This window comes from Citrobacter sp. Ca225 (assembly GCF_030337175.1).
Classification (GTDB): Bacteria; Pseudomonadota; Gammaproteobacteria; order Enterobacterales; family Enterobacteriaceae; genus Citrobacter_A; species Citrobacter_A amalonaticus.
The window spans coordinates 44,541-66,546 of the sequence record NZ_JAOWCD010000099.1; the positions used below are offsets into that span (position 1 = coordinate 44,541).

20 protein-coding genes are annotated in these 22,006 nt (G+C 55.2%); 11 read left to right on the plus strand and 9 right to left on the minus strand.

Annotated features, from left to right (window positions below):
- Window positions 1-173 precede the first annotated feature (173 nt).
- The 3 genes from clpA to OGW13_RS18970 all read right to left on the minus strand — a co-directional run bounded on the left by clpA (window position 174) and on the right by OGW13_RS18970 (window position 2,975).
- Window positions 174-2,450 (minus strand): ATP-dependent Clp protease ATP-binding subunit ClpA, encoded by a 2,277-nt coding sequence (gene clpA, locus OGW13_RS18960; protein ID WP_043001212.1) that lies wholly within the window; start codon window positions 2,448-2,450, stop codon window positions 174-176.
- A gap of 31 nt (window positions 2,451-2,481) precedes the next feature.
- Entirely contained in the window at window positions 2,482-2,802 is a 321-nt protein-coding gene (clpS, locus tag OGW13_RS18965; protein ID WP_042320277.1) for an ATP-dependent Clp protease adapter ClpS, read from the minus strand.
- A gap of 98 nt (window positions 2,803-2,900) precedes the next feature.
- Window positions 2,901-2,975, minus strand: a complete 75-nt coding sequence (locus OGW13_RS18970; protein WP_212807582.1) for a hypothetical protein — start codon at window positions 2,973-2,975, stop codon at window positions 2,901-2,903.
- 151 nt (window positions 2,976-3,126) lie between these two features.
- Between OGW13_RS18970 and cspD the strand changes: the two genes are divergently transcribed.
- Window positions 3,127-3,348, plus strand: coding sequence for a cold shock-like protein CspD (cspD, locus tag OGW13_RS18975; protein ID WP_042284847.1), 222 nt, complete (start codon window positions 3,127-3,129; stop codon window positions 3,346-3,348).
- Window positions 3,349-3,423: 75 nt separating this feature from the next.
- Here cspD and macB read toward each other — a convergent pair whose 3' ends face one another.
- Both macB and macA read right to left on the minus strand, forming a co-directional pair.
- Window positions 3,424-5,370, minus strand: a complete 1,947-nt coding sequence (gene macB, locus OGW13_RS18980) for a macrolide ABC transporter ATP-binding protein/permease MacB (RefSeq protein ID WP_287116380.1) — start codon at window positions 5,368-5,370, stop codon at window positions 3,424-3,426.
- On the minus strand, window positions 5,367-6,485 hold the full coding sequence (macA, locus tag OGW13_RS18985; RefSeq protein ID WP_043001214.1) for a macrolide transporter subunit MacA: 1,119 nt from the start codon (window positions 6,483-6,485) through the stop codon (window positions 5,367-5,369). Before macA ends, macB begins: the two co-directional genes overlap by 4 nt.
- A gap of 145 nt (window positions 6,486-6,630) precedes the next feature.
- On the opposite strand from macA, the gene OGW13_RS18990 reads away from it, so the two are divergent.
- Window positions 6,631-7,581 carry a VirK/YbjX family protein gene (locus OGW13_RS18990; protein ID WP_287116381.1) on the plus strand — a complete coding sequence of 317 codons (951 nt, stop codon included), beginning with the start codon at window positions 6,631-6,633 and terminating at the stop codon, window positions 7,579-7,581.
- Here the strand turns inward: OGW13_RS18990 and OGW13_RS18995 are convergent.
- Window positions 7,578-9,236 (minus strand): ATP-dependent endonuclease, encoded by a 1,659-nt coding sequence (locus tag OGW13_RS18995; protein WP_043001216.1) that lies wholly within the window; start codon window positions 9,234-9,236, stop codon window positions 7,578-7,580. The two genes, OGW13_RS18990 and OGW13_RS18995, sit on opposite strands and share 4 nt — an antisense overlap.
- Window positions 9,237-9,649: 413 nt before the next feature.
- Here OGW13_RS18995 and aqpZ point away from each other — a divergent pair, with 413 nt between their 5' ends.
- From aqpZ to hcr, 4 genes are all read left to right on the plus strand, one after another.
- Window positions 9,650-10,345: an aquaporin Z gene (gene aqpZ / locus OGW13_RS19000; RefSeq protein ID WP_044327096.1), complete on the plus strand. Its 696-nt coding sequence runs from the start codon at window positions 9,650-9,652 to the stop codon at window positions 10,343-10,345.
- 146 nt (window positions 10,346-10,491) lie between these two features.
- Window positions 10,492-11,391: a LysO family transporter gene (locus OGW13_RS19005; RefSeq protein ID WP_061070329.1), complete on the plus strand. Its 900-nt coding sequence runs from the start codon at window positions 10,492-10,494 to the stop codon at window positions 11,389-11,391.
- A 143-nt stretch (window positions 11,392-11,534) separates the two neighbouring features.
- The gene (gene hcp / locus OGW13_RS19010; RefSeq protein ID WP_200050308.1) at window positions 11,535-13,187 is read left to right on the plus strand and encodes a hydroxylamine reductase; all 1,653 of its coding nucleotides are present in this window, start codon (window positions 11,535-11,537) and stop codon (window positions 13,185-13,187) included.
- A gap of 10 nt (window positions 13,188-13,197) precedes the next feature.
- A complete protein-coding gene (hcr, locus tag OGW13_RS19015) occupies window positions 13,198-14,166 on the plus strand; it encodes an NADH oxidoreductase (RefSeq protein WP_044264207.1) in 969 nt (322 codons plus the stop codon).
- A gap of 33 nt (window positions 14,167-14,199) precedes the next feature.
- Here the strand turns inward: hcr and OGW13_RS19020 are convergent, their stop codons facing one another.
- Complete coding sequence (locus OGW13_RS19020) at window positions 14,200-14,634, minus strand: DoxX family protein (RefSeq protein WP_044327093.1); 435 nt, start codon at window positions 14,632-14,634, stop codon at window positions 14,200-14,202.
- A 151-nt stretch (window positions 14,635-14,785) separates the two neighbouring features.
- Between OGW13_RS19020 and poxB the strand changes: the two genes are divergently transcribed.
- From poxB to OGW13_RS19040, 4 genes are all read left to right on the plus strand, one after another.
- Window positions 14,786-16,504 carry a ubiquinone-dependent pyruvate dehydrogenase gene (poxB, locus tag OGW13_RS19025; RefSeq protein ID WP_287116382.1) on the plus strand — a complete coding sequence of 573 codons (1,719 nt, stop codon included), beginning with the start codon at window positions 14,786-14,788 and terminating at the stop codon, window positions 16,502-16,504.
- A gap of 38 nt (window positions 16,505-16,542) precedes the next feature.
- Window positions 16,543-17,544: a low-specificity L-threonine aldolase gene (gene ltaE, locus OGW13_RS19030; RefSeq protein WP_287116383.1), complete on the plus strand. Its 1,002-nt coding sequence runs from the start codon at window positions 16,543-16,545 to the stop codon at window positions 17,542-17,544.
- A 10-nt stretch (window positions 17,545-17,554) separates the two neighbouring features.
- Window positions 17,555-18,991: an SDR family oxidoreductase gene (locus tag OGW13_RS19035; protein ID WP_043001222.1), complete on the plus strand. Its 1,437-nt coding sequence runs from the start codon at window positions 17,555-17,557 to the stop codon at window positions 18,989-18,991.
- A 92-nt stretch (window positions 18,992-19,083) separates the two neighbouring features.
- A complete protein-coding gene (locus OGW13_RS19040) occupies window positions 19,084-20,097 on the plus strand; it encodes a 3-beta-hydroxysteroid dehydrogenase (protein WP_287116384.1) in 1,014 nt (337 codons plus the stop codon).
- Here OGW13_RS19040 and OGW13_RS19045 read toward each other — a convergent pair.
- A complete protein-coding gene (locus OGW13_RS19045; RefSeq protein ID WP_044256372.1) occupies window positions 20,094-20,924 on the minus strand; it encodes an N-acetylmuramoyl-L-alanine amidase in 831 nt (276 codons plus the stop codon). The genes OGW13_RS19040 and OGW13_RS19045 overlap by 4 nt on opposite strands.
- Window positions 20,921-21,244 (minus strand): heavy metal-binding domain-containing protein, encoded by a 324-nt coding sequence (locus tag OGW13_RS19050; RefSeq protein WP_042320310.1) that lies wholly within the window; start codon window positions 21,242-21,244, stop codon window positions 20,921-20,923. Before OGW13_RS19050 ends, OGW13_RS19045 begins: the two co-directional genes overlap by 4 nt.
- Before the next feature lie 128 nt (window positions 21,245-21,372).
- Between OGW13_RS19050 and OGW13_RS19055 the strand changes: the two genes are divergently transcribed.
- Window positions 21,373-21,888, plus strand: coding sequence for a lipoprotein (locus OGW13_RS19055; RefSeq protein ID WP_044264217.1), 516 nt, complete (start codon window positions 21,373-21,375; stop codon window positions 21,886-21,888).
- Window positions 21,889-22,006 lie beyond the last annotated feature (118 nt).

Genomic DNA, 22,006 nt, shown 5'->3' on the forward strand with positions numbered 1-22,006 from the left:
GCCCGTTGGACGGAATGGCCGCAGGCCATGACGCCCGCAGGGCGAGCGAAGCGAGTCAATCCCCCCCTCACCGCCATATTCGAGAATGAGCGCGTACGCAAGTACAGGCTTTTTTTCGCATAAAAAAACCGGGCACACGGCCCGGTTTATCAACCAGTTATAGAGAAGTGAGATTAATGCGCGGCTTCCGGTTTGTGCTTCTGGGCACTCTGGAAACCATAGGTCAGCTCATTTTTCTCTTTATCCAGTGCCACGGTCACCTGCCCGCCATCCACCAGAGAACCAAACAGCAGCTCGTTCGCCAATGGTTTTTTCAGGTTATCCTGAATCACGCGCGCCATTGGACGTGCGCCCATTGCCCGATCGTAGCCTTTCTCAGCCAGCCAGTTACGCGCTTCCTGGCTGACTTCCAGGGAGACACCTTTCTGATCCAGTTGAACCTGCAGCTCGACGATGAACTTATCGACAACCTGGTGGATCACCTCAGTAGACAGGTGCTCGAACCAGATAATATTGTCGAGACGGTTACGGAACTCCGGCGTGAACACTTTCTTGATTTCGCTCATCGCGTCAGTGCTGTTGTCCTGATGAATCAGGCCAATCGATTTACGCTCCGTTTCACGGACACCGGCGTTAGTCGTCATCACCAGCACCACGTTGCGGAAATCGGCTTTACGCCCGTTGTTATCCGTCAGCGTGCCGTTGTCCATCACCTGCAGCAGCAGGTTAAAGACATCCGGGTGCGCTTTTTCAATTTCATCGAGCAGCAGTACCGCATGGGGATGCTTGATGACCGCATCCGTCAGCAAACCGCCCTGATCGAAACCAACGTATCCCGGAGGCGCGCCAATCAGGCGGCTGACCGTATGACGTTCCATATACTCGGACATGTCAAAACGCAGCAATTCAATTCCCAGCGCTTTAGAAAGCTGCACTGTTACCTCGGTTTTCCCGACCCCGGTCGGACCGGCAAACAGGAAGGAACCGACAGGCTTATGCTCGTGTCCCAGGCCCGCACGGCTCATCTTGATGGCTTCGGTCAGCGCCTCAATGGCTTTATCCTGCCCAAAGACCAGCATTTTCAGACGGTCGCCAAGGTTTTTCAGCGTATCACGATCGCTTTGCGACACGCTCTTCTCCGGGATACGCGCAATACGCGCCACAACGGACTCGATATCCGCCACGTTGACGGTTTTCTTACGCTTGCTGACCGGCATCAGGCGCGCACGCGCACCCGCTTCATCAATGACGTCAATCGCTTTATCCGGCAGATGACGGTCGTTGATGTATTTCACCGCCAGTTCAACCGCCGCACGTACCGCTTTCGCGGTGTAACGGACATCATGGTGCGCTTCATACTTCGGTTTCAGGCCATTGATGATCTGTACGGTCTCTTCTACCGACGGTTCAGTAATATCAATTTTCTGGAAGCGACGGGCTAACGCACGGTCTTTCTCGAAAATATTGCTGAACTCCTGATAGGTTGTGGAGCCGATCACGCGGATCTTACCGCCGGAAAGCAGCGGTTTAATCAGGTTTGCCGCATCCACCTGACCACCCGACGCCGCACCGGCCCCGATGATGGTGTGGATCTCGTCGATAAACAGAATGCTGTTGCTATCCTGCTCCAGTTGTTTCAGCAGCGCTTTAAAGCGTTTTTCAAAGTCACCGCGGTATTTGGTGCCCGCCAGCAGCGAACCGATATCCAGCGAGTAGATGGTGCAATCGGCCATCACTTCCGGCACGTCGCCCTGCACGATACGCCAGGCCAGGCCTTCGGCTATCGCCGTCTTCCCGACGCCAGATTCCCCCACCAGCAGCGGGTTATTTTTACGCCGACGGCACAGTACCTGAATGGCGCGCTCCAGTTCTTTGTCACGGCCGATCAGCGGGTCAATACCGCCAACCCGGGCAAGCTGGTTAAGGTTAGTCGTGAAGTTCTCCATACGTTCCTCCCCGCCAGCTTGCTCGTCGGTATTGGGCTGACTGCCAGGATCAGACGACTGACTCGGCTCATCTTTGCGCGTACCGTGAGAAATAAAGTTGACCACATCAAGACGGCTGACCTCATGTTTACGCAGTAGGTAAGCAGCCTGAGATTCCTGTTCGCTAAAGATGGCGACCAGCACGTTCGCGCCAGTCACTTCACTGCGCCCGGAGGACTGAACGTGGAAGACCGCACGTTGCAGTACGCGCTGAAAGCTCAGCGTCGGCTGCGTGTCGCGTTCTTCTTCGCTGGCAGGCAATACGGGTGTGGTTTGTTCAATGAAGGCTTCGAGTTCCTGACGGAGCGCCACGAGGTCCACGGAACACGCTTCCAGCGCTTCGCGGGCCGATGGGTTACTGAGCAGCGCCAGTAACAAGTGCTCGACGGTCATAAACTCATGACGGTGCTCGCGCGCTCTGGCGAAAGCCATATTTAAACTGAGTTCCAGTTCTTGATTGAGCATAGGCACCTCCCCCCAATTTTTATGCCTGCATTCAGGCTTTTTCCAGCGTACACAGCAACGGGTGCTCGTTCTCCCTCGCATACGTGTTCACCATCGCCACTTTGGTCTCCGCGACCTCTGCGGTGAAAACGCCGCAGATGGCTTTACCGTGATAGTGAACCGCAAGCATCAGTTGCGTTGCACGTTCTACATCATAAGAAAAGAATTTTTGTAACACGTCAATAACAAACTCCATCGGAGTGTAATCATCATTGACTAATATCACTTTATACATAGATGGCGGTTTTAGCGCGTCACGCACTTTATCAGCCGCCAGCTGGTCGAAATCCAGCCAGTCGTTCGTCTTACCCATTGTCAGTCGTCATCTTCAGTTACGGTTACCGGCAGAACAGTCTGCCGCTGACAAGAGCGGATGTGCACAATCAATCTACCTCAATTAATAGATAACTATCATCTATCACTGGCATCCGCGACATCTGTCACATTCCCGCCAATAGCGTTAACTGCTTCAAATTTTTGATTCATTTTTACCCACCGACCCCCGTCAGACGCTTGACGCCCCGCCTGATTTCTCTAAATTGTAATTTCGAGAGTTGGCGAGGTTTTGAACAACCCCCCACTCCACCACCGGTTCATTCCATCTTACTTATATAAGATTTACGAAGGATGTCGAAGCATGGAAACGGGTACTGTTAAGTGGTTCAACAATGCCAAAGGGTTTGGGTTCATCTGCCCTGAAGGCGGCGGCGAAGATATTTTCGCTCACTATTCCACCATTCAGATGGATGGTTACAGAACGCTAAAAGCCGGACAGTCTGTCCAGTTTGATGTTCACCAGGGGCCAAAAGGCAATCACGCCAGTGTCATCGTGCCTATCGAAGCAGAAGCTGTTGCATAGCTCTTCTGTCTCATTGTGTACATCCCGCAGGTAAAATGCCAGCCCGATCGGCTGGCATTTTTATTTCCCGGGACGTTACTCTCGCGCTAACGCATCGACCGGATCCAGTCGCGCCGCGTTGCGCGCCGGTAACCAGCCAAACAGGACGCCAGTAAAGGTAGAGCACAAAAATGCCGTCAGCAGCGCGACCGGCGAGAAACCAATCTCCCAACCGGGCAGGAACAGTTGCAGCGTGAAGGCAATCAGCATCGACAGGCTGATACCCAGCGCGCCGCCCACCAGACATACCAGCACCGCTTCAATCAGAAACTGCTGCAGCACATCACTGGCGCGCGCGCCAACCGCCATCCGGATGCCGATCTCCCGCGTACGCTCTGTGACCGACACCAGCATAATATTCATCACGCCGATCCCGCCAACTACCAGCGAAATCACCGCCACCAGCGTCAGGAATAACTGAAGAGTACGTGTGGTCTTTTCGGCGGTTTTCAAGACACCGTCCATATTCCAGGTGAAGAAATCCTTTTTGCCATGACGCAGCGTCAGCAGTCGGGTGAGTTGCTGTTCGGCCTGTGCGCTGTCGAAGCCTTCCTTCACTCGTACGGTGATCGAGTTCAGCCACGACTGCCCCATGATGCGCCCGGACATCGTGCTGTAAGGCAACCAGACGCGCAGGATTTTGCTGCTGCCAAACATCGACTGCTTCTCTTCCGCCACGCCAATGACCGTCGCAGGCATGTTGCCCACGAGGATCACCTCACCCACCACGTTCGCCTTATGCGGGAACAACTGACGTCGGGTGTTGCTGTCGAGCACTACCACCTGCGCACGGCCGTTAAGCTGTTCACGGTTGAACGTTGTCCCTTCGCTGAACGTCATGCCATAAACGTTAAAATAGTCGCCGCTGACCCCGTTCGCGCTGGCGGCGACGTCGATATTGCCATAGCGTAAGCGCAGGTTCTGCGACACGGCGGGCGTCGCAGAAGTCACCCAGGGTTGTTTTTGGATCGCCGCAAGATCGTCGTATTTCAGCGCCTGCTGATACTGTGGATCGTCATCGCCAAAATCTTTGCCGGGGTAGATATCAATGGTGTTGGTCCCGATGGCGCGGATGTCTGCCAGCACCAGCTGTTTCGCTGCGTCGCCGACCACCACAATCGACACCACCGACGCGATACCGATGATGATCCCGAGCATCGTCAGCAGCGTGCGCATTTTGTTGGCCGCCATCGCCAGCCACGCCATTGTCAGTGCCTCGCGAAACCCGCTGACAAACTGGCTCCAGCCTGACGCCGTTTTCACCGTCGGTTCCTGAATGCCCTGCCCCTGCGCGGTGTGCTTTGCGGGCGGATTGCGCACAATTTCGCCGTCATGGATCTCAATCACCCGCTCAGCTTGGGCGGCAACCAGGGGATCGTGGGTGACGATAATGACCGTATGCCCGCGATCGCGCAGCTGGTGCAGAATTGCCATCACCTCTTCACCGGAACGGCTGTCGAGCGCACCGGTGGGTTCATCGGCGAGGATCACTTGTCCGCCGTTCATCAGCGCGCGGGCAATACTCACGCGCTGCTGCTGACCGCCGGAAAGCTGCGAGGGTTGATAATCAACGCGATCGCCCAGACCAAGCCGCTGGAGCAGCTCCTGCGCGCGCGCCAGACGCTGTTTCCTTTCCGTACCGGCGTAAACGGCAGGGACTTCGACGTTTTGTGCTGCCGTCAGATGTGACAGCAAATGGTAGCGCTGGAAAATAAAACCGAAATGCTCCCGACGCAGTTGCGCCAGCGCATCGCGGTCCAGCGTTGAGACATCGCGTCCCGCGACCCGGTAGGTGCCGCTGGTGGGTTTATCGAGACATCCCAGAATGTTCATCAGCGTGGATTTGCCGGAGCCAGACGCCCCGACGATCGCGACCATCTCCCCGGCATTGATCTGTAGCGTGATGCCTTTCAGCACCTCCACCTGCTCTTCTCCCGAGGGATAACTGCGGCGAATATTGCTCAGTTCAAGCAATGCCGTCATTGCGCGACTCCTGGTTTGCCCTCGCCCGTCACCACTTCATCACCGGCTTCCAGCCCTTTTACAATCTCCACGTCGGTGTCATTGCGCGCGCCAATTGACACTTCGCGTTCACGAGTTTCACCGTTACGCAGTAAGGTCACCTTGTAGCGATTGTCCCCGACCGGATCGCCCAGCGCGGAAAGCGGGATCGTCAGAACGTTTTTCACATCCGTTAGCTGAATATGGACCTGTGCGGTCATCTCCAGGCGCAGAATACCTTTGGGGTTGGGCACTTCAAATCGGGCGTAATAGAAAATGGCATCATTCACTTTTTCCGGCGTCGGCAGCACATCTTTCAGCGTCCCTTCGTAGCGGGTCTGCGGATCGCCCAGCACGGTGAACCAGGCTTTCTGCCCCGGTTTAAGGTGAATCACATCAGCTTCAGAAACCTGTGCTTTCACCAACATCGTACTCATGTCCGCCAGTGTCAGAATGTTCGGCGCCTGCTGCGCGGCAATCACCGTCTGCCCCTGTAGGGTGGTGATCTGCGTGACTTCACCGGCCATCGGCGCAACGATGCGGGTGTAGTCGAGGTTGGTCTTCGCGGTATCCAGAGATGCCTGATTGCGTTTGATCTGCGCATCAATGGTACCGATTTGTGCCTGTTTCACCGCCATCTCCGTCGCGGCGGTGTCCAGATCCTGTTGCGACACAGCCTGAGTTTTTGCCAGCTGTTGCTGGCGGGCGAGCGTCACCCGCGCCAGCTTCCACTCGGCTTCAGCCTGCTGGCGTTGAGCGCGAAGCTCCATCAGCGTCGCTTCCACCTCTTTGATCTGGTTTTCCGCCTGTTCGGGGTCGATAACGCCCAGCAACTGGTCTTTCTTCACTTTATCGCCAATTGCTACCGACAGCGTTTTGAGCTGACCACTCACCTGCGCGCCCACGTCAACTTTACGTAAGGCGTCGAGTTTGCCGGTTGCCAGTACGCTCTGCTGCAAATCTCCCGGCCGCACAATCAGCGTCTGATAATTTGGCACCGGCGCATTAAGCGTCCGCCAAAGGGCAAATGCCCCCAGGATGAGAATGAAAATAAGCAACAGATAGCGCTTTTTAATTTTATTTCCCTTAATACCCATAGCGATCCTGATGGTAAGTTTTCAGCTGAAATTCAACAGTATCTAAACAAACCGCAAGCGAAAAGGATAGCGCTCGAGGCATTGATGATTGGTTAAGATTCAGCGTGTTTCAATTTCCACAATCATCGCATTGCGGATTATGATCATGTCACAGATTACTGATAATACCTTTTACACTTCAGACGTTGCGTCTCCTTTACAATTATTTATGCGCCTGACAAGGGGTCAATTACTGCCGGGTAAATTCTGGCGGAAGGCCAGCTTTCGCCGTAAGTTTTTAATTCGCTCGTTACTGATGCCAAGGGCTACCCGTCAGTTGCTGGAAAACCTGACCCAATGGCCTGAGCTGAATACGCTGCTGGCCCGACAACCCCGGTTGCCAATTCGTCTGCATCGTCCGTATATGGCGGTGAATATTAAGCGCGAAACCGCACTGACCGCGCTCTGTAGTCATTATGACCTGCTGCGTCAGTTATTCAGCCGCGAACAACTGGCCCGTTATTTAAGCCAGAACGGTCTCAATCTGGCAAAATTTGAGGCCAAAGACGGTGCGTCATTCCAGCTTGATTTAGTCAGCCTGGTCTCACTGGATAAAGAAGGTGAAAGTACCGTCGTGATCCGCGACGAGCAGATGCGTATTCTGGCAGAAATTACCTTCACATTCTGCACGCTAAACGGAAAACGCACCCTGTTTATTGGCGGCTTGCAGGGCGCGGCAAATGATGTTCCACATGAGGTCATTCAGCAGGCCACGAAAGCCTGTTACGGCCTGTTCCCCAAAAGAGTGGTAATGGAAGCGCTGTGTCAGTTCGCACACATCGCCAGGGCGGAGCAGATTCTGGCGGTCAGCAACGAGGTGCATGTTTATCGCAGTTGGCGCTATATGGACAAAAAAACGCAAATGCATGCCGACTACGACGCCTTCTGGGCGTCCCTGGGCGGTGAAAAAACGCAAGGAGATTACTTCTCGCTGCCGCTGACCATTGCGCGAAAAAGCGAGGCGGATATCGCCAGCAAAAAACGGGCTGAATACCGCCGCCGCTATGCGCTGCTCGACAGCATCGTCTCGCAGGTTCCGCAGTGCTTACAGGGTTAGTCCGCTCTGCCGCGCGCCAGCCACAGCACCCGGGAGAACATTTTTCTCAGCAGCGTCGGCACCGCATCCACACCTCGCCGCCCGGCTTCCATCGCCACTTCGATGGCTAAGTCGGGCTTCGATGAGCGATGGATCGCCTTCGAAATGATTTTGCGCATATTCATTGGCACATTTTCCGGGATTTGCGCCACCCGGTGAAAAACATCGGCAAACCCCTGCCGGTACATAAAGTGTTCCATATCCAGCGCTGGCAGCGTCGTCAGGTGTTCGCGCTCTTCTTCCCGGTCGTTATTCAGCAGGCTGCGCACCGTGGCGGCATATTTTTTCCCGGCTTCATCACCATCCACCAGCACGTGCCACTCAATGCCCATCCGCCGGGCGAATTTCACCAGCGGTTTAAGACCGGACTGCGCGAATTCGATCACCTTAATCCCTTCGGCATCAAAGTGATGACCGCACTGACGGGCCAGTTCGTTGATAACCCAGGTTTCTGTTTCCCCTTCCACCAGCAGCCAGCAGCGGGCAAACAGCGAGGAAGCACGGTTAAAGCGAATGTGGAACGCAATGCGTCGACCATCCTCTGCGCTCAGCCCCCCCGGTCCCAGACGCCAGGCCGCCACGCGCGAGGATTCACGCACCAGACGGCAGACATGTTCCACCGGGGTCAGCGAGAGCAACTCGCCCGAGTTGGTGGTGGTGATACGCTGAAGCGGTAGCAGATTCAGCAACTGCCACGCCACTGACAGCATGATGGGATGCAGACGCGTTTCCGGATCTTCTACTAACAGCAGTGGTCTGGCGTCTTTATGCAGCCTGACCGTGCCCTTCGCCTGCAACAGCGTGGAGAACAGCCCCAACAGAATCACCCGGTGAGTACGTCCTCCCGGTTTGTCGATCATCCGGTTGATAATATCGAGATAGCGCCAGCTTCGCTGTTCGTTGGTGGAGCGTCGGCGCATTAAGCGGTGGCGGGACTGCGAAGTGCCCTGCTCGGTAAAATAGTGCTCGAGCAGTTGCACCATCGCCGAAAGCCCCTGCCGAATCTGTCCGTCGGTGAGATTCTGCGGACGCATCGCCAGTTCGCGGGCGAGAAAATCCAGTTGGCGGGCGGTGACTTCGACATCAGCAACCTCCGGCACCGTGCCGTTACGAATACGGCGCATAAACCGCGCATCGCGTAAACGCAGCACCGGCATCAGGCGCACCAGATGCCGCGCCTGTTCGTTGATATCGTCTACCGCCAGCGGATGCCCGTCACCGTCGAGAAAACTGCGCAGCGTCATCACGCTGCCATCCTCGCCACATTCGCCTTCAAGTCGATAAAAGATGCGTTGAAAACCATCGTGACACGGTGCCCAGCACGCCTCGAGCGGCCGATAGCGGCGAACCCGGTAGCGCCCAGGCTGAGATTCACGAAACGTCAGTACGATATGCAGATGATGTTCGCGGCCTTTCATATCACCAGGAGGAAACCAGAAATCATCGCGGTCAAAATGATACAACTCAGATTCGGGTGACAGCAGGAGTGTTAACGCATCCAGTAAACTTGATTTACCCCAGGCGTTCTCACCGATCAGGACGTTATTCTGCTCGAGCATCAACGACAGTCGATTGATACCGCGAAATCCCACTATCTCAACGCGTTCGAGAATCATGTATCCTCCAGAAAATCTTCACTTTCCCTTTACTCTCCTCGCAGTATAACCGCAAAACCCGGCGCGGGACGTGACAGGCATATTATTACGCAAGCTAACTGTCTGAAGGATGAACGATTTATTCTTTACTCTTTCATTCGTAATACAGAAACGCACGTTTTGCAGGATGCAAAAAATAAATCCGTTTTTGACAATCCATTTTCACAGGACTTTGCACTACACTTCCCTTAAGAGAAATCTATGGAAGGAATGACGCCGCATTGCCCTAAATCAAACTAACGGGTTTTATTTGACTAGAGAACGGATGACGATCGTTTTTAAAATAGCGAGCTATTTATTTGTCGTCATTCAGGCAGACAATAAATATTGATTGCCACTGTTTTTTTGTGGTTATTTTTTACATTGAGGTGGATATGTTGAGAAAATTAGCAGCCGAATGTTTTGGTACATTTTGGCTTGTTTTTGGTGGCTGCGGCAGCGCCGTTCTGGCAGCAGCGTTTCCGGAATTAGGTATTGGTTTTGCGGGTGTTGCCCTGGCCTTCGGCCTGACCGTATTAACCATGGCCTTTGCTGTTGGCCATATTTCCGGCGGGCATTTTAATCCGGCGGTGACATTAGGTTTATGGGCTGGCGGCCGTTTCCCGGCAAAAGAGGTTATTGGCTACATTATTGCCCAGGTAGTCGGCGGTATTATTGCAGCGGCAGTCCTGTATTTAATTGCCAGCGGTAAAGCCGGTTTTGATGCAACCGCCAGCGGTTTCGCCTCCAACGGTTATGGCGAGCACTCTCCGGGTGGCTACTCCATGCTGTCCGCGATTATTATCGAAATCGTGCTGACTGCCGGCTTCTTGCTGGTGATTCACGGCGCAACGGACAAACATGCACCGGCAGGTTTTGCGCCGATCGCTATCGGTCTGGCATTAACCCTTATCCACTTGATCAGCATTCCGGTGACCAATACGTCTGTGAACCCGGCGCGGAGTACCGCGGTCGCTATCTTCCAGGGCGGTTGGGCGTTAGAACAACTGTGGTTATTCTGGGTGATGCCAATTATTGGCGGGATTCTCGGCGGTCTTATTTACCGTACGCTGCTCGAAAAACGCGATTAATGTCAGAACACCCGACGGCGCATACCCGTCGGGTCAAACGCGCTTCAGCCGGACCTTGTCCGGCTTTTATTTTGCATCTTTACTGAACCCGCGTAATTGGGTAGTGTCATGGCGCTGTCTCGCTAATTCAAAGGACCCGGCTGTTCATGTTTTCAGGACTTCTCATCATTCTGCTTCCGCTGATAGCAGGTTATCTCATTCCGCTTCGGCACTCCGCGGCATTAAAACTGATCAATCGACTATTGAGCTGGATGGTTTATCTGATTCTCTTTTTTATGGGGATCAGCCTGGCCTTTCTGGATAATCTGGCGAGCAATTTGCTGGCGATATTTCACTATTCCGCCGTTAGCATTACCGTTATTTTGCTGTGCAATATTGCCGCATTACTGTGGCTGGAACGCGCATTACCCTGGCGACATCATCATCAACAAGAGAAACTGCCCTCCCGTATCGCGATGGCGCTTGAGTCGCTGAAACTGTGCGGCGTGGTGGTGGTTGGCTTTTTGCTGGGATTGAGCGCGCTGCCCATTTTGCAACACGCCACAGAAGCAAGCGAATATACGCTGATCCTGCTGCTGTTGTTGGTCGGCATCCAGTTACGCAATAGCGGGATGACGTTAAAGCAGATTGTCCTGAACCGGCGAGGCATGATTGTGGCGGTCGTGGTCGTCGCCAGTTCCATGATTGGCGGCCTGATTAACGCGTTGATTCTCGGTCTGCCAGTGAAAACCGCGCTGGCGATGGCGTCGGGTTTTGGCTGGTACTCCCTTTCTGGTATTTTGCTGACCGAATCCTACGGTCCGGTGATCGGCAGCGCCGCGTTCTTTAACGATCTGGCGCGCGAACTGCTCGCGATTATGCTGATCCCGGGTCTGGTACGCCGCAGTCGTTCTACTGCACTGGGACTGTGTGGTGCCACGTCAATGGACTTTACCCTGCCGGTTTTACAGCGTACCGGTGGGCTGGAGATGGTTCCAGCGGCGATTGTTCACGGCTTTGTCCTCAGTTTGCTGGTGCCCATTTTGATGGCTTTTTTCTCCGCTTAACGCCCTCTTTGGCGGTAGGCCACTGCCGCCAAAATTGCGCTAAATCAATCTCCCTGTAAGTTGTATCAGAAATCCCTTTTATCCCTCTGCGTACAGGCATAATCTTAAACATGTATATCAAATATAACTTTAAAGGTGTGACCATGTTTTGTGTGCAATGTGAACAAACCATCCGTACTCCGGCAGGAAACGGCTGCTCTTACGCACAGGGTATGTGCGGTAAAACGGCTGAAACCTCTGATCTTCAGGATCTGCTGATCGCCTCCCTACAAGGTCTGTCTGCATGGGCGGCTAAAGCTCGTGAATATGGCATCATTAATCATGACGTTGATAACTTTGCACCGCGTGCTTTCTTCTCCACGCTGACCAACGTTAACTTCGATTCTCCACGTATCGTCGGCTATGCACGCGACGCTATCGCGATGCGTGAAGCGCTAAAAGCCCAATGCCTGAGCGTTGACGCCAATGCGCACTGCGACAACCCAATGGCTGACCTGCAACTGGTTAGTGACGATCTGGGCGACCTGCAGCGTCAGGCCGCCGAATTTACCCCGAACAAAGACAAAGCCGCGATTGGCGAGAACATTCTCGGCCTGCGTCTGTTGTGCCTGTACGGCCTGAAAGGGGCGGCGGCCTATATGGAGCACGCGCACGTTCTCGGGAAGTACGACAACGATATCTACGCGCAGTACCATAAAATCATGGCGTGGCTGGGCACCTGGCCTTCCGATATGAACACTCTGCTGGAGTGCTCAATGGAAATCGGCCAGATGAACTTCAAAGTGATGAGCATTCTGGATGCCGGTGAAACCACTAAATACGGCCACCCGACGCCGACCCAGGTTAACGTGAAAGCGACCGAAGGGAAGTGCATCCTGATCTCAGGTCATGACCTGAAAGATCTGTATAACCTGCTGGAACAAACCGAAGGTACTGGCGTTAACGTCTACACCCACGGTGAAATGCTGCCCGCGCACGGTTATCCGGAACTGCGTAAATTCAAACATCTGATTGGTAACTACGGTAGCGGCTGGCAGAACCAGCAGGTCGAATTCGCCCGCTTCCCTGGCCCTATCGTGATGACCTCTAACTGCATCATCGACCCGACCGTTGGCAGTTACGACGATCGTATCTGGACTCGCAGCATCGTCGGTTGGCCGGGTGTGAGCCACCTGGAAGGCGATGACTTCGGTCCGGTTATCGCGCAGGCCCAGCAAATGGCAGGCTTCCCGTACAGCGAAATTCCACACCTGATCACCGTCGGTTTCGGTCGTCAGACCCTGCTGGGCGCGGCGGACACTCTGATCGATCTGGTGAGCCGTGAAAAACTGCGTCATATCTTCCTGGTCGGCGGCTGTGACGGCGCGCGCGGCGAACGTAACTACTTCACCGATTTCGCCACCAGCGTACCGGATGATTGCCTGATCCTGACCCTGGCCTGCGGTAAATATCGCTTCAACAAGCTGGAGTTCGGCGATATCGAAGGCCTGCCGCGTCTGGTTGATGCCGGTCAGTGTAACGATGCGTACTCCGCTATCATTCTGGCAGTGACGCTGGCAGAGAAACTGGGCTGTGGCGTAAACGACCTGCCGCTGTCGCTGGTGCTCTCCTGGTTTGAACAGAAAGCGATTGTCATTCTGCTGACCCTGCTGTCTCTCGGTGTGAAAAACATCGTTACTGGCCCGACTGCGCCTGGTTTCTTCACGCCGGATCTGCTGGCGGTACTCAACGAGAAATTTGGTCTACGTTCCGTGACCACCGTTGAAGAAGACATGAAGCAGTTGCTGAGCGCGTAAGGAGTAAAAAATGACAATGCCAACTCATCAGTGCCCATGGCGGATGCAGGTTCATCACATCCATCAGGAAACGCCGGATGTATGGACAATTTCGTTGCTGTGCCACGACTATTATCCGTATCGCGCCGGGCAGTATGCACTGATCAGCGTGCGTAATTCGGCGGAAACGCTGCGCGCTTACACGCTCTCTTCAACGCCGGGCGTCAGCGAGTACATTACGCTGACCGTTCGCCGGATTGACGATGGTGCGGGCTCACAGTGGTTAACCCGCGACGTGAAGCGCGGCGACTACCTCTGGCTGTCCGATGCAATGGGCGATTTCATCTGCGAAGACAAAGCCGATGATAAGTTCCTGATGCTGGCAGCCGGTTGTGGCGTCACGCCGATCATGTCGATGCGCCGCTGGTTGGCGAAGTACCGTCCGCATGCTGACGTACAGGTGATCTTCAACGTGCGCTCGCCGCAGGATGTCATTTTTGCCGAAGAATGGCGTCAGTATCCGGTCACGCTGGTGGCGGAAAACAACGCCACGGCCGGTTTTGTCGCCGGTCGCCTGACCACTGCGCTGTTGCAACAGGTACCGGATCTGGCCTCCCGCACGGTGATGACCTGTGGCCCGGCGCCGTATATGGATCTGGTCGAGCGGGAAGTGAAAGCGCTGGGCGTCACGCGCTTCTTTAAAGAACAGTTCTTCACCCCGGTAGCGGAAGCGGTAACCAGCGGTCTGAAATTCACTAAGCTGCAGCCAGCGAAAGAATTTTACGCGCCGGTCGGTACGACGCTGCTGGATGCGCTGGAAAGCAACAAGGTGCCCGTCACCGTTGCCTGCCGCGCGGGCGTCTGCGGTTGCTGTAAAACCAAAGTGGTTTCCGGCGACTATACGGTCAGCAGCACCATGACGCTAACCGATGCTGAAATCGCCGAAGGCTACGTACTGGCCTGCTCCTGTCATCCGCAGGGCGACTTAGTGCTCGCCTGAGTCAACAATGCCCGGTTCGTCCGGGCATTTTTTTTACCGCCAGGCTGAATTACCCGCAACCGAAAACCGTCCCGCACCGAGAAACGCCACCGCCAGTGCGCCGATAAAGAAATAGACCAGACTTTCAATTGCCCATGCGCCAGTTTTATCCAGCGCCCAGGTTTCATTCATCCCGACCATCAGCCACGCCACAATCATGGTGAATGCCAGCACCAGCGCCGCCGGACGCGTCAGGATCCCGAGAATAATCAGACAAGGCGCAATCACTTCCCCCACCAGTACGCCGTACGCAATAAAGCCCGGTAACCCTTTGGCAATCAGCATTCCGCTAATGCCATCAATTCCGGCAAACAGCTTATGCAGCCCGTGAAACAGCATCAATCCCCCCACCGCCAGGCGTAATAAAAACTTGCCAAAATCCTCGTGCGTCAGCATCCGATTCACTGCATTTAACAATGTGGTAAGCATCTGAATTTACCCCTGGTTCACTCTGATTTTTTCACGCTACGCGTTATCCCCCCTGAAAGGAAGCCGCTGAAAATAAGGGGGGGCCACGCAGCGTAATCACTATCTTCATCTAAACTTGTAACCGGTATCACAATTAAGGAGATGGAAAACCATGAAACAAACGGTTGCCGCTTTTATTGCTAAAACACTGGAACAGGCAGGTGTGAAACGTATCTGGGGCGTGACGGGCGATTCGCTGAACGGCCTGAGCGACAGCCTCAATCGCATGGGAACGATTGAGTGGATGTCGACCCGTCATGAAGAAGTTGCCGCGTTTGCGGCGGGTGCGGAGGCGCAACTGACCGGTGAACTGGCGGTTTGCGCAGGGTCTTGTGGACCCGGTAACCTGCATCTGATCAACGGTCTGTTTGATTGTCATCGTAACCACGTCCCGGTGCTGGCCATCGCCGCCCACATTCCGTCCAGCGAAATTGGCAGCGGCTATTTCCAGGAGACGCACCCACAGGAACTGTTCCGCGAATGTAGCCACTATTGCGAGCTTGTTTCCAGCCCGGAACAGATCCCCCAGGTCCTGGCGATTGCCATGCGCAAAGCGGTGCTCAATCGCGGCGTCTCGGTGGTGGTATTACCAGGCGATGTGGCATTAAAACCGGCGCCAGAAAGCGCCAGCAGCCACTGGTATCGCGCGCCCTTACCGATCGTCACGCCCGCAGAAGAAGAGTTAAGAAAGCTGGCCCAACTGTTACGCTACTCCAGCAACATCGCCCTGATGTGCGGCAGCGGCTGCGCGGGTGCGCATAAAGAACTGGTCGAGTTTGCCGCCAAAATTAAGGCCCCTATCGTTCACGCCCTGCGCGGTAAAGAACATGTCGAATACGACAACCCATATGATGTGGGGATGACCGGATTGATCGGCTTCTCATCCGGCTTCCATACCATGATGAATGCCGATACGCTGGTGCTACTCGGTACGCAGTTCCCTTACCGCGCGTTCTACCCAACCGACGCCAAAATTATTCAGATTGATATCAACCCCGCCAGTATCGGCGCGCACAGTAAGGTCGATATGGCGCTGGTAGGCGATATCAAAGCCACGCTGACGGCACTGCTGCCGCTGGTGGAAGAGAAAACCGAACGTAAATTCCTCGATAAGGCATTGAGCGATTATCGCGATGCGCGTAAGGGCCTCGACGATCTTGCCAAACCCAGCGAAAAGGTAATTCACCCGCAGTACCTGGCGCAACAAATCAGCCATTTTGCCGCCGATGACGCCATCTTTACCTGCGACGTCGGTACGCCGACGGTGTGGGCCGCCCGCTACCTGAAAATGAACGGCAAGCGCCGTCTGTTGGGCTCGTTTAACCACGGTTCGATGGCTAACGCCATGCCGCAGGCGCTGGGCGCACAGGCCACCGCACCGGGACGTCAGGTCATTGCCATGTGCGGCGACGGCGGATTCAGTATGCTGATGGGGGATTTCCTGTCGGTGGTCCAGATGAAGCTCCCGGTCAAAATCGTGGTCTTTAACAACAGCGTGCTGGGCTTTGTGGCGATGGAGATGAAGGCCGGTGGTTATCTCACTGACGGTACGGAGTTGCACGACACTAATTTTGCGCGCATTGCCGAAGCGTGCGGCATCACCGGTATTCGGGTGGAAAAAGCCGCAGACGTTGATGAAGCACTACAGCGCGCCCTGTCAATCGACGGCCCGGTGCTGGTGGATGTAGTTGTTGCAAAAGAAGAACTGGCCATTCCGCCGCAGATCAAACTGGAGCAGGCCAAAGGCTTCAGCCTGTATATGCTGCGCGCCATCATCAGCGGTCGCGGCGATGAGGTGATCGAACTGGCAAAAACCAACTGGCTCAGGTAAAACAATGCACATCGCCTTTCAAACAATAGGGATGTGCAATGATTGATCTACGCAGTGATACCGTCACCCGTCCGAGTCGCGCCATGCTTGAAGAAATGATGGCCGCCCCGGTGGGGGACGACATGTACGGGGATGACCCTACCGTTAACGCTCTCCAGCACTACGCCGCTGACCTTTCAGGTAAAGAAGCGGCGTTATTTTTACCCACCGGCACCCAAGCCAACCTCGTGGCGCTACTGAGCCACTGCGAGCGTGGCGAAGAGTATATCGCCGGTCAGGGGGCACATAACTATCTGTATGAAGCCGGCGGCGCGGCGGTGCTCGGCAGCATTCAGCCGCAGCCGATTGACGCTGCGCCAGACGGAACGTTACCGCTGGATAAAGTCGCCGCCAAAATAAAGGCAGATGACATCCACTTTGCCCGTACCCGCCTGTTAAGCCTCGAAAATACCCACAACGGCAAAGTCCTGCCACGAGAGTATCTGAAAGAGGCATGGGAATTTACCCGTGAGCGCGGTCTGGCGCTGCATGTCGATGGCGCACGTATTTTTAACGCTGTCGTGACGTACGGCTGTGAACTCAAAGAGGTCGTGCAGTATTGCGACTCCTTTACCATCTGCCTGTCCAAAGGGCTGGGGACGCCGGTCGGATCGCTACTGGTCGGCAGCCACGATTACATTAAGCGTGCGACCCGCTGGCGCAAAATGACCGGTGGCGGCATGCGTCAGGCCGGTATCCTGGCGGCAGCTGGACTGTATGCCCTGAAAAATAACGTTGCGCGCCTGCAGGACGATCACGACAACGCGGCCTGGCTTGCAGAGCAGCTACGGGAAGCCGGGGCGGACGTGATGCGTCACGACACCAATATGCTGTTTGTCCGCGTCGGTGAGGCCAACGCCGTAGCGCTGGGTGAGTACATGAAGGCACAGGGCGTGCTGATCAACGCGTCGCCGATTGTCCGTCTGGTGACCCATCTGGATGTTTCACGGGAACAGCTTGCTGATGTCGTCGCCCACTGGCGCGCGTTCCTGACTCGTTAAGGAGAGAGATGTGCCGCAACGCATAGTGGTTCTTGGTGCCAGTGGTTACATTGGTCAACATCTGGTGCAGGCGCTCAGCCAGCAAGGACATCAGGTACTGGCGGTGGCACGTCGCATTGAACGGCTGGACAAACAGCAGTTGCCCAACGTCAGCTGTCATAAGGTCGATCTGAACTGGCCGACGCAGCTTGCGTCTCTGTTGACGAATGTTGATACCGTCTACTATCTGGTACACGGTATGGGAGAAGGCGGCGATTTCATTGCCCATGAGCGTCAGGTCGCGCTTAACGTGCGTGATGCTCTGCGTGAAACGCCGGTCGGGCAACTGATTTTTCTCAGCTCCTTGCAGGCACCGGAACACGAGCAGTCTGACCACCTGCGGGCGCGGCAGATCACCGCCGATACCCTGCGCGAGTCTGGCGTACCGGTAACGGAACTGCGCGCCGGGATCATCGTCGGAGCCGGTTCCGCCGCTTTTGAAGTGATGCGCGACATGGTCTACAACCTGCCGGTGCTGACCCCGCCGCGCTGGGTGCGCTCACGTACCACGCCCATCGCGCTGGAAAACCTGCTGCATTATCTGGTGGCCTTGCTGGATCACCCGTCCCGTGAGCATCGGATCTTTGAAGCCGCCGGGCCACAGGTGCTTAGCTATCAGCAGCAGTTCGAACATTTCATGACGGTGAGCGGCAAGCATCGCTGGCTTATCCCCATCCCCTTTCCCACCCGTTGGATTTCCGTCTGGTTCCTGAATGTCATCACCTCGGTGCCGCCTACCACCGCGAAAGCGTTGATACAGGGTCTCAGACACGATCTGCTGGCCGATGACAGCGAACTACGGGCGTTGATACCCCAAAAGCTTATCGCCTTTGACGATGCTGTACGCAGCACGCTGAAGGAAGAGGAGAAACTGGTGAACTCCAGCGACTGGGGTTACGACGCGCAGGCGTTTGCCCGCTGGCGACCGGAATACGGTTTTTTCGCCAAACAGGCCGGGTTTACCGTAAAGACATCCGCCAGTTTGCCGGCGTTGTGGCGGGTAGTGAACCGTCTTGGCGGCAAAGAGGGCTATTTCTTTGGCAATGGATTGTGGAAGATCCGGGCCGCGCTGGATCTGCTAGTCGGGCATCGGCTGGCAAAAGGTCGCCCTGAACACGAACTGCTTCAACCGGGCGATACTGTAGACAGTTGGAAAGTGATTATCGTCGAGCCAGAAAAACAGCTCGCGCTGCTGTTTGGCATGAAAGCGCCAGGCCTGGGACGGCTGAGCTTTACCCTTGACGATAAGGGCGATCATCGCGAAATTGACGTGCGTGCCTGGTGGCATCCGCACGGTATGCCAGGGCTTTTCTACTGGCTGCTGATGATCCCGGCGCACCTGTTTATTTTCCGGGGGATGGCAAAGAAAATTGCCAGACTTGCAGAACAAATCACAGATAAATCGTAAAAACTTACTGTATTGTTTCATGTTTCCCATTGCATACCGACGTAATTCACGGAAGAATGCGCACGACGTTTTATTAAACACAGTGGACTGATATGAAGGTACTGGTTACCGGCGCAACCAGCGGCTTAGGACGAAACGCGGTTGAGTTTTTGCGCAACAAAGGCATCAGCGTCAGAGCGACCGGTCGCAACGAAGCGATGGGTAAACTGCTCGAAAAAATGGGCACGGAGTTTGTGCATGCGGATCTGACCGAGCTGGTCTCTTCGCAGGCGAAGGTTATGCTTGCGGGCATCGATACGCTGTGGCACTGCTCAAGTTTCACCTCACCCTGGGGAACTCAGGAAGCCTTTGATCTGGCAAACGTACGTGCGACCCGCCGTCTTGGCGAATGGGCCGTCGCATGGGGCGTGCGTAACTTTGTTCATATTTCCTCTCCATCGCTTTATTTCGATTATCACCATCATCGCGATATCAAAGAAGATTTTCGCCCGCACCGCTTTGCCAACGAATTTGCCCGCAGCAAAGCCGCTGGCGAAGAGGTCATCAGCCTGCTGGCCCAGGCCAACCCGCAGACCCGGTTTACGGTGTTGCGCCCACAGAGCCTGTTTGGCCCACACGACAAAGTGTTTATTCCCCGTCTGGCGCACATGATGCACCACTACGGCAGCGTGCTGTTGCCGCACGGCGGCAGCGCGATGGTCGATATGACCTACTATGAGAACGCAATCCACGCGATGTGGCTGGCGAGTCAGGAACTGTGCGACAGCCTGCCGTCCGGTCGGGTGTACAACATCACCAACGGCGAACCCAGAACCCTGCGCAGTATCGTGCAAAAGCTGATTGATGAACTGAATATTCACTGCCGGATCCGTTCCGTGCCCTATCCGATGCTGGATATGATTGCCCGCAGCCTGGAGCACTTTGGCAATAAGTCTGCCAAAGAGCCGGCGTTAACCCACTACGGGGTGTCGAAGCTGAATTTCGATTTTACGCTGGATATCAGCCGTGCCGAAACGGAACTGGGGTATAAGCCGGTGGTGACGCTGGATGAAGGCATTGTGAAAACGGCCGCGTGGTTGCGCGACCACGGAAAACTGCATCGCTAACCTTGCCCATACTTTTCCAGTAACGCCTCAGCAATCGCCTGCGTTTCGGCATCGGCAACGCCGTTCCACAACGTCGGGCGGAAGTGCATCTGAAACGCCATCACAACGCGCTGCTGTTCACGCGCGGTCATTTCAGGCTTCACCTCATACCCATAACGCGACAACAGATCCAGCAGTGAGGCCATCTCAACGGGCGTATGCGGCGCCCGCCCAGCGAGGTAGAAATTTACCCGCTGCGCATCGGGCCAGGCGCCAATGCCTTGTGCTGCCAGCGCTCGCCAGGGAAACAGCGGACCGGGATCGTCTTTTCGCTGTGGGGCAATATCCGCATGCGCGACCACGTTCTGTGGCTTGATGTCGTAACGGGCGATAATGTCTTTTGCCAGCGGGATCAGCGCCTGAATCTGCGCAGGCTCAAACGGGGCAAAATATTTATCACCCGCCGATTTTTGCCAGCCGCGATTTTCCAGCTCAATGCCAATCGAGGTGTCGTTGATGCGCGTCGCGCCGCGCCAGAAACTGATACCGGCATGCCACGCCAGATCCTGTTCCGGCACCAGTTGCCAGATACGCGGTTTACCACGATGCAACGGCGGCACGGACGGGATCAGATAATGCGAACTGACGTTTTTATCCGTCAGCGTCGCCAGCGAGCTATCGAAGTCATCCGCGGTATAGTGGATCACCAACACTTTGATGCGCGGATATGCCGCCTGCGCCTGATGACGGGTATCAAGCTGATAACCGTCTTTATCAACGATCCCTTTTTCGCCCGCGCATCCCGTCAACAGTAACGCAAAGGCCGCCAGCCATAACCCCTTTCTCATCGACGCGTTTTCACCGCCGTCCCGCTGACGCTGACCATCAGCATGCTGCTGTCTTTGCCGACCGTTTCATAATCGATATCAATGCCCACGACGGCGTCCGCGCCCAGCGCTTTCGCCTGCTCGCCCAGCTCTGCGAAAGCAATTTCACGCGCTTTGCGTAACTCTTTTTCGTAAGCGCCTGAACGACCGCCGACGATATCGCGGATACCGGCAAAAAAGTCCCGGAAAATATTCGCGCCCAGAATGGCTTCGCCTGTGACCACACCGCAGTATTCCACGATGCTTTGTCCTTCGAGCGTGGGGGTTGTCGAAAATTGCATGATGTCTCTCCTGGTTACATTCAGCACATTATCAGCGCCATACACTATCATTGAAAGGATATAATTGATTATCGTAGATGACTGTTATCTTAGAAGACTCATGGCAGAACGCTTATAAGGAAATCACTATGCGCTATTCGAAACTCTCCCTGCTCATCCCTTGCGCGCTGCTGCTCAGCGCCTGCACTACCGTCACGCCAGCCTATAAAGACAACGGGCCGCGTGCGGGGGCCTGTGTGGATGGCGGCCCGGACAGTGTGGCTCAACAATTCTATGACTATCGTATCCAGCACCGCAGTAATGATCTCACCGCCCTGCGCCCTTATCTGAGCGACAGCCTGGCGAAACTGCTGTCGGATGCCAGTCGTGACAGCGCGCATCGTCAACTGATGAGCAGCGATCCGTTCTCCAGCCGCGCCACGCCGCCGGACAGCGCCAGTGTTGCCAGCGCCTCGACCATTCCGAATAGTGATGCACGAAACATCCCGCTACGCGTTGCGCTGAAACAGGGCGATCAGAACTGGCAGGATGAAGTGCTGATGATCCGTGAAGGCCAGTGCTGGGCCATTGATGATGTTCGCTATCTCGGCGGCAGCGTGCATGCCCCGGCCGGTACGCTTCGTCAGTCGGTTGAAAACCGTTAATCTCTCCGCTTAAACGCGCTAAAAATTGTCCCCCCGTAAATTGTCCGGCATTCTGCATGGAATGCCGACAATTGTTCTTACCGACCTTCCCCCTCGCTATTTTGTGCTATGTTTAATG